We start from the raw sequence: 8,414 nt of genomic DNA, 5'->3' as shown, positions 1-8,414 counted from the left end.
TTCTATTATTGCTTCCTTTTTTCTTTCTACTTACGGCTCTTTGAGCCTTCCTTAGCCTGTACTCTCGCTTATATAGGTGCTTAGGATTATCCACTACCAAACCATCAGAGGTCACTAAAAACGATTTAATCCCTACATCAAGTCCTAAAGTATTTTTAACTGAAGGTAAGGGAATAATATCTGCTTCACAGCAAATAGCTACATACCATCCATCAGCTTCTTTAATTATACTTGCCGTTTTTATGATACCTTTTACTGGTTGGCTCTTTCTAAATTTAACCTTACCAATTTTAGGCAGTTGAATGGAATTAATACCTTTATGTATTTTAATGCCTTGCTTAAAAGTGAATGACTGGTATTGGTTACGCTTTGCAAACTTTGGGAAGCCTTTACCCTGCTTAAAGAAACCTTCATAGGTTTTAAACAATCTGTCGGTTACTTCCTGTAAAGTCTGAGAATGAATGCATCCTATCCACGCTATTTCTTTTGCAATAGCTGATAGTTCTTTTTGTATATCGTTTTTATTGATTGATATTTTATGGCTGGTATAGAGTTGCTTCTTATAATCAAGGCATAAATTATAGACATATCTACATGACCCTAGCCACTGAGCAAAGGTTTGTTCCTGGGCTCTGGTAGGATTAAGTTTAAAATGATAGGTCTTAATTTGCTTCATTGATTCTTTTGGTCTTCTATATATATTTTAACGGCTTCTTCCGAAATGTGACCCACTGATTCAATATAATATGAACGAGTCCATAATGTCGGCAGCTTGCTTTTCAATTCAGCAAATTCATTTCTTAGGTTGAAGGAGGTATACCCTTTAAGCTGACCTACTATGAAGTGTGGCGCATCTGTAGATTGTGCCTTTACAAGCAGATGAACATGGTCAGGCATTGTTTCCATTTTTTCAATAACCAGACCCAATTCATCAGCTTTCTCTAATAGCAGTTCCTTCAATCTGCTTTCTATATCACCAATCAGTACTTTCCTTCTGTATTTAGGGCACCATATCAAATGATACCTTAAATTATAGACTGATGTAGAGGATGTTTTCCAACGTTTAGGCTTAACCTCCTTCCTTTTATAAAAATAATAAATATTACATTAATGTCAACTATCCATTGCTTTTTGATTTTTCACTACATCGAATGGTTCAAACTAAAGCCGAATACATCCCTTGGCTAAAGCATCAAGTGTGAGGGCTTTCTTCGGCAAAATATCGTAATTTTCTCCTTGTATATTTGAATAAAGAAATTATCACGAATTGGAGTCTTTTAAAAATATAAATGAGAACCGTGCCCTTCAATATCTTATTGGAATTGGCTCTATACTTTTCATTTCATTTATCTGCTATCTCTTTATAGATGTTATTGGTTATCACGTGGTAGCCTTGGTTTTACTTCTTGTAGTTTCCATATTAGCCATGTTTTTTAAAATACTTCCGGTGGTAATTGCTGCTGTATTAAGTGCCTTAATCTGGAACTTTTTATTTATTCAACCGGAATTAACTTTTAAAATCAGTACTCCGGAGGATGCACTCTTATTCTTGATGTATTTTGTAATTGCAGTAATGAATGCAGTTTTTACCACTAAAATTAGAAAGGCTGAAGCTGTTTCCAGGAAAAGAAAGGAAAGGGAAAAGACTATACAATTATATAACACGCTATTTAATTCACTTTCTCACGAATTAAAAACGCCTATCGCAGCTATTATCGGTTCGGTAGATACGTTAAAAGAAAGTACTGAGAAACTTTCAGCTGAGAATAAAAATGAACTCTATAATGAAATTGAAATTGCAGGAAACAGGCTGAACAGGCAAGTTAAAAATCTTTTAAATATGAGTCGCTTAGAAAGTGATTCAATTCATTTACAGCTTAATTGGTATGATGTTAACGAGATTGTCTATAATGTTATTGATAATAATAAAATAGATTGTAATCAGCATCAAATTATTTATCAGCCTCAAGATAATCTACCTCTTTTCTTGTTTGATGCTACCTTAGTAGAGCAAATTTTACATAATATTGTTCATAATGCTATTCAGTATACACCAAAAAGTTCTAAAATTGAAATTAAGGTGTCACACACCAGTGAGAACTGTGTCTTTGAAATTTCAGATAATGGAAAAGGTTTTCCGGAAGAAAATATGGAACGGGTTTTTGAAAAGTTTTATCGATTACCCAATTCATCAACAGGCGGCACCGGGCTTGGTCTTTCTATTGCCCAGGGATTTGCTGAAGCTCACAATGGAAAAATCAAAGTTCAGAACAGAAGCAATGGTGGAGCCCAGTTTACGGTAACAATTCCGGCGAAAATGACTGACCCTAAAAATTACCAAAATGAATAATGCAGAAATACTTGTTATAGACGATGAACCGCAAATTAGAAAACTGCTTAAAATCACGCTGGAAAGTAACGATTATAAGGTAGTATTGGCTGAAACAGGCACAGAAGGTGTTCATTTGGTGGCCAACCATACGCCAGATCTTGTAATTCTGGATTTGGGTTTACCCGATAAAAGCGGGCATTTGATATTAAAAGATTTAAGAGAGTGGTATGATAAATCAATAATAATTCTTTCTGTACAGGATAGCGAAGCCGATATTATTAAAGCTTTGGATAATGGTGCTACAGATTATCTCACCAAACCTTTTAGAACGGGAGAATTATTGGCCAGGATAAGAGCTTCATTAAGAATAAACCAGAACACCGATTTACAACCCATTATCTCAACCGTGGAATTAGAGATCGATTTAAGTTCGAGAACTGTAAGCAGAAACAATATTCCCGTAAAATTAACTGCTACCGAATACAATTTAGTAGCCTTGCTGGCAAAAAATCAGGGTAGAGTTTTAACCCATCAATTCTTATTAAAAGAGATTTGGGGCTTCGGCTCGCAAAATGAAACTCAATACCTACGGGTTTTTATCGCTCAGCTTAGAAAGAAGTTGGAAGAAAACCCGAATAGCCCAATTCATATAATTACAGAAAGTGGAGTGGGTTACCGTTTTGTGTAATCTTTATAAAATCTTTATAGTACCGGTTTAAATTTTATATTCTGCTTATAGCCTTACACCTAACTTTGCATTATAATTTAATCAAAGTACAGTGGCTAAACCTCCAAAAAGATCGCCTAACGAAGAAAATCAATCTTACTCCCATTTAAAATGGCCGGCAATTATAATAGTCATTTTAATAGTAGTTATTGTGGCAGTTCTCGATTACTGTAGTCGTCAGGGTAATTTATAATCGGGGAGGAATGTTGTCATTTTTCAAGAATATTTTATCTGAAATATACCGTGAGAGAAGGTTAAGTAAAATTGCTGCAATTCTAAGCTTCTCCGGTATCTGTCTCCTCATTTTCGATTTAGGTTTTACCCATATTGAGAGCGAAAGAAATTTTCTAAAAAACCTCTATTATGGAATTATAAGCCTGGGTTTTTTAATTGTACTGGTTCGAAGTTTTTTACCCAGACCAGAAACCCCAAAAAAAGTCAGGTTATTTGATTGGCTGCTCACCATTTCCTTTGGAACACTACTCCTTTTAAGAATAGATTTTATTGTTGCAAATCTTGGATTTTTAAAATTCTTCAATCAAATGGGATGGGTCTACCTTGGGCTTTTCCTTTTTTTTATACGCGAAATATCTTCGTTTAAAGTAAACTTCAAAAAAGATTATTTAAACCCCGCCCAATTATTTGTTGCAAGTTTTCTCCTTATTATTTTCTTAGGAACTTTCTTCCTTCTCCTTCCTAAAGCCACCCATTCCGGCATTGGTCTTATCGATGCACTTTTTACTGCTACCAGTGCAGTGTGTGTTACAGGTTTAATCGTGGTAGATACGGGCAGTTACTTTACCACATTTGGGCAAAGCGTTATTATGGTATTAATTCAATTGGGAGGGCTGGGGATAATGACCTTTGCCAGTTATTTCAGTTATTTCTTCAGGGGTAATACTTCGTATGCTAACCAGCTTATGCTAAAAGATATAAGTAATTCTGAAAAAATAGGTGAGGTATTTATGGTGCTAAAGAAAATATTGCTTTTAACCTTTTCAATAGAAGCCGCAGGAGCCTTGTTTATTTATTTCAATTTAGATAGCGCAATAATTAATTCTGTCTCAGATCGTATATTTTTCTCTGTTTTTCATAGTATTTCGGGATTTTGCAATGCCGGATTTTCTACTCTAGAAAATAGCCTCTTCGAGCCAGGTTTTCGGTTTAATTATCCCTTACATCTAATTATTGCTGCCCTATTTATTCTGGGAGGTATAGGCTTTCCTATTTTATTGAATCTTTATAAATATGTGAGATATTATACCTTACGGAAACTACAAAAAATAAAAGATCCGCATAAAGCGACATACATGCCATGGGTTTTAAATCTAAATTCCCGAATAGTATTAATCACAACGTTTATTTTACTAGTAACCGGTACAGGCTTATTTTATATTTTTGAATATAATAATACCTTGAGCGAGCACAGCGAATTTGGTAAAATTGTTACTGCATTTTTTGGAGCCGCAACTCCAAGAACTGCGGGCTTCAATTCTATTGATACCTCAGCATTACATTTCTCTACCTTAATGCTCGTATTTCTTTTAATGTGGATAGGAGCTTCCCCGGCTTCAACCGGTGGAGGAATTAAAACCAGTACGTTCGCGCTAGCAACACTTAATTTCTTAAGCCTGGCAAAAGGAAAAGACAGGATTGAAATTTATAAAAGAGAGGTTTCTAATATCTCTATTAGAAGAGCCTTCGGCATAATTAGTTTATCTCTTATAGTTATTGGATTAGCAATTTTCCTAATGGCATTTCTTGAGCAGGATAAGAATATCATCGCCATTACTTTTGAAGCTTTTTCGGCTTATAGTACAGTGGGCCTAAGCATGGGAATTACGGCCGGTTTAAGCTCCAGCTCTAAATTAATAATTATTGCTACCATGTTTGTTGGCCGTGTAAGTATGTTAACTCTGCTAATAGCCATTCTACGAAATATTAAACATCTTAATTATCGCTATCCTTCAGAAGAAATTTTAATCAACTAAAACATTCAAAATGAAATATATTATCATAGGATTAGGCAACTTTGGAGCTTCCCTGGCAGAGAAATTAACCTCTATGGGCAACGAAGTTATTGGGGTAGATAACAATTTAGATAAAGTTGAAGCTATAAAAGAAAAAATCACTCATGCTATAAGCCTTGATGCTACAGATTTTAACGCGGTAAGCAATTTACCTCTTGAAGATACTGATATTGTAATTATTGGAATTGGAGAAGATAAAGGCGCAAATATTATGGCTACGGCTTTAATGAAACAGCTGCATGTGAAGCGGTTAATTAGCAGGGCGGTTTCCCCTTTACAACAAATGGTTTTAGAAGCTATGGGTGTAGAGGAAATAATTCATCCGGAAGAAGAAACGGCAGAGCGCTGGTCAAAAAAGCTAAACCTGGAGGGTGTGGTAGACTCCTTTGAGGTTACGGGCGAATACAGTATAGTGGAAAGTGAAATTCCAAAAGAATTTGACGGAAAAACCCTGGATGAAATTGGTTTAAAGAAGAAGTATAATATTATAGTGCTTACCACAATTAAATATACAGAAGGTAAAAATGAAATCGGTTCTGCAAAAACACTGTCTAATGTTCAGGGAGTAGCCACCGCAAAAACCGAATTACATTATGGCGATATTATGGTGTTATACGGCAACAATCAGGATATTAAAAAGCTTTTAAAAGAAATCAGGAAACCGTAGAAATGCCAGTGGTATTTCCCTAACCAAAATCAACCTCCTTTTCAGGAATTTCTTACTTTTGAAATATGAAAGCTCTGGCTGTTTTTTTAGGAATTTTTTGTTTGCTGGTCTCGGCATATCCGTGTTGTATGGTAGATGACTGCGATTCAGATTCTGAAGTGAAAATTGCCGAAAATGAAGATGAGCAGCAGGATGATGATTGCGGGTTATGCTCTCCTTTTATTAGCTGCGGAAGCTGCATTGGTTTTATTCCTCATACAAATGAAGTAGCAACGATTCCGGATCTTCCACTAATACCATTCTCTAATTTATTCGGAATTACTTTTAAAAGTGTAGAAGCCGAATATGCCGATAGGGTTTGGCAGCCGCCAAAGCAGGTTATTATTTCTTAAAGACAGAATTAATAATAACCTAAAATTTTAAAATGATTAAACTCTTATTTAAACTTGCGATCTTCCTGGTCGCTTTTAACGCTGTGGGACAAAATTCCCTGGAAGCGGTAATTAAAAATATTGAAGACAATACGCCTTTGCTTGGCGCTAACGCGGTTGTTTCCGGAACCGATATTGGAGCCACCGCGAATATAGACGGGGAAATAACTTTAAACGAAATCCCTAACGGCTCCCAAACCATCGTTTTTAGTTTTGTGGGTTTTGCTTCCGAAGAAATCAAGTTGGATTTCCCAAGAACAACACAAGATACGCTGGAAATTTTCCTTGAACCCGGCGGGGAAGAAATGGAAGAAGTCATTATTCAGTCTACACGTTCCCGGCGCAGTATCGCCGATTTGCCAACCCGGGTAGAAGTAATTTCCGGCGAGGAACTTACTGAAAAAGGAAATATGAAACCCGGTGATATCAGGATGTTGCTGAACGAAACCACCGGAATTCAAACTCAGCAAACTTCGGCTATTTCCGGTAATTCGAGTATTAGAATTCAGGGGCTGGATGGAAAATATACTCAGCTTCTAAAAGACGGATACCCCCTTTACTCAGGATTTTCCGGCGGACTCAGTTTACTGCAAATTGTACCCTTAGATTTGCAGCAGGTTGAGGTAATAAAAGGTTCTTCATCTACACTTTATGGCGGTGGAGCTATTGCCGGTTTGGTAAACCTTATTTCTAAAACTCCAGGAGAGGAAAGAGAACTCAATTTTATGTTGAATGCAACTTCAGCATTAGGCCTGGATCTTAGCGGATTTTATTCTGATACCTACGGAAAACTGGGAACCACCGTTTTCGCTTCTTATAACCTTGGCTCACCTTACGATCCTGCAGATACTGGCCTAACAGCAATTCCGGAATTTAATCGATACACCATAAACCCGAGGGTTTTTTATGAATTTACCGAAAATACCAAACTGGATATTGGTGTGAATACCACGGTTGAAGAACGTACCGGTGGGAATATGGCTTACCTGGAAGGCGAAGAAGTGGAAGACCCTTTTTTTGAGAGAAACAACACGGCAAGGACCACTTTGCAGTCTGGTTTTGAACATTCCTGGAATGATGATAATCGCTTTAACCTAAAAAACAGTTTCAGCTTTTTTGACCGTGAAATTCAAACCGTCGATTATGTTTTTGCAGGTAATCAATTTGCCTCTTATAATGAAGCTTCTGTGGTTTTAGGTACCGAGAAAATGGAATGGATTGGCGGCCTTAATTTATGGGTAGATAGCTTTGAACAGGATGTTTTAACTGATGCTCCTGTGGTAGATTACGAGCATCTTACGTATGGGGCGTTTGTTCAGAATAATTGGCGCGCCAATAATTGGTTTCAACTGGAAAGCGGACTGAGAACCGATTATCAAAATGAATATGGATGGTTTGTTTTGCCGAGAATTTCGGCAATGTTTACTGTTTCTGATGCAGTGACCACCCGAATTGGCGGAGGAATGGGCTATAAAACGCCTTCAGTTTTTACCGAGGATGCCGAGCGACTTCAATTTAGAAATGTTATGCCTATTGATGTAAGCACTACGGAAGCTGAAAATTCCATTGGTGGGAATTTTGATATTAATTACCGAACCGAACTCTTTGAAACCATAGAATTTACGAGTAATACGCTCTTCTTTTACACCAAAATCGATAATCCCATAATTCTTGAAAATACTTCAGAAGGCGTTTTTGAATACCGGCAACCTAACGGATTTATTGAAAGTAGGGGAATAGAAGCGAATCTAAAATTTGGCTATAAAGATTTCAAACTATTTACCGGCTATACTTATGCCGATGTAGACAGAACAGAAAACGGAAATACCTTTGAAATGCCACTGGTCTCCAAACATCGTTTAAATAATGTGCTAATGTATGAACTTCACGAAAAGCTTAAAATTGGTTTGGAAGGTTATTATTTTAGTCCTCAGAAGTTAAGTGATGGCGCTACCGGACAGGAATACTGGATTTTTGGTTTAATGATGGAAAAATTATGGGAAGATTTCTCAATTTTTCTGAATTTCGAAAACTTTACCGATACCCGCCAAACTCGATTTGATTCCATTTATAGCGGTTCAATTTCCGATCCGCAATTCAGGGATATTTATGCCCCAGTGGATGGTTTTGTAGTAAATGGAGGGATAAAATTATTTTTCTAAACAAAGGCTTGTTTTAAAGCGGAAGTTTGTTGCTTCCGCTTTAAAAAACAGTTCCAAATTTGAAA

8 protein-coding genes are annotated in these 8,414 nt (G+C 36.5%); 6 read left to right on the top strand and 2 right to left on the bottom strand.

The genetic code is table 11. The features are described 5' to 3' along the window. Both B5X53_RS14505 and tnpA read right to left on the bottom strand, forming a co-directional pair. On the bottom strand, positions 1-676 hold a 676-nt coding region (locus tag B5X53_RS14505), incomplete at its 3' end, for an RNA-guided endonuclease InsQ/TnpB family protein (RefSeq protein WP_079713950.1). After that, on the bottom strand, positions 673-1,101 hold the full coding sequence (tnpA, locus tag B5X53_RS14500; protein WP_079713949.1) for an IS200/IS605 family transposase: 429 nt from the start codon (positions 1,099-1,101) through the stop codon (positions 673-675). The genes tnpA and B5X53_RS14505, both read right to left, overlap by 4 nt. Before the next feature lie 166 nt (positions 1,102-1,267). Between tnpA and B5X53_RS14495 the strand changes: the two genes are divergently transcribed. From B5X53_RS14495 to B5X53_RS14470, 6 genes are all read left to right on the top strand, one after another. Then, a complete protein-coding gene (locus tag B5X53_RS14495) occupies positions 1,268-2,350 on the top strand; it encodes a sensor histidine kinase (RefSeq protein ID WP_232764059.1) in 1,083 nt (360 codons plus the stop codon). Then, a complete protein-coding gene (locus B5X53_RS14490; protein WP_079713948.1) occupies positions 2,343-3,020 on the top strand; it encodes a response regulator in 678 nt (225 codons plus the stop codon). Before B5X53_RS14495 ends, B5X53_RS14490 begins: the two co-directional genes overlap by 8 nt. A 242-nt stretch (positions 3,021-3,262) precedes the next feature. Beyond that, a complete protein-coding gene (locus B5X53_RS14485; protein WP_079713947.1) occupies positions 3,263-5,050 on the top strand; it encodes a TrkH family potassium uptake protein in 1,788 nt (595 codons plus the stop codon). Positions 5,051-5,060: 10 nt separating this feature from the next. Further along, positions 5,061-5,756, top strand: coding sequence for a potassium channel family protein (locus B5X53_RS14480; RefSeq protein WP_079713946.1), 696 nt, complete (start codon positions 5,061-5,063; stop codon positions 5,754-5,756). A 65-nt stretch (positions 5,757-5,821) separates the two neighbouring features. Beyond that, positions 5,822-6,148, top strand: a complete 327-nt coding sequence (locus tag B5X53_RS14475; protein ID WP_079713945.1) for a DUF6660 family protein — start codon at positions 5,822-5,824, stop codon at positions 6,146-6,148. Positions 6,149-6,180: 32 nt separating this feature from the next. After that, positions 6,181-8,349, top strand: a complete 2,169-nt coding sequence (locus B5X53_RS14470; protein ID WP_079713944.1) for a TonB-dependent receptor — start codon at positions 6,181-6,183, stop codon at positions 8,347-8,349. Positions 8,350-8,414: the final 65 nt, after the last annotated feature.

The sequence above is a fragment of the Salegentibacter salinarum genome, from assembly GCF_900168115.1.
Taxonomy (GTDB): Bacteria; Bacteroidota; Bacteroidia; order Flavobacteriales; family Flavobacteriaceae; genus Salegentibacter; species Salegentibacter salinarum.
The sequence above is the reverse complement of the archived record's forward strand: the minus strand, read 5'-3'. Positions and strand labels throughout refer to the sequence as shown.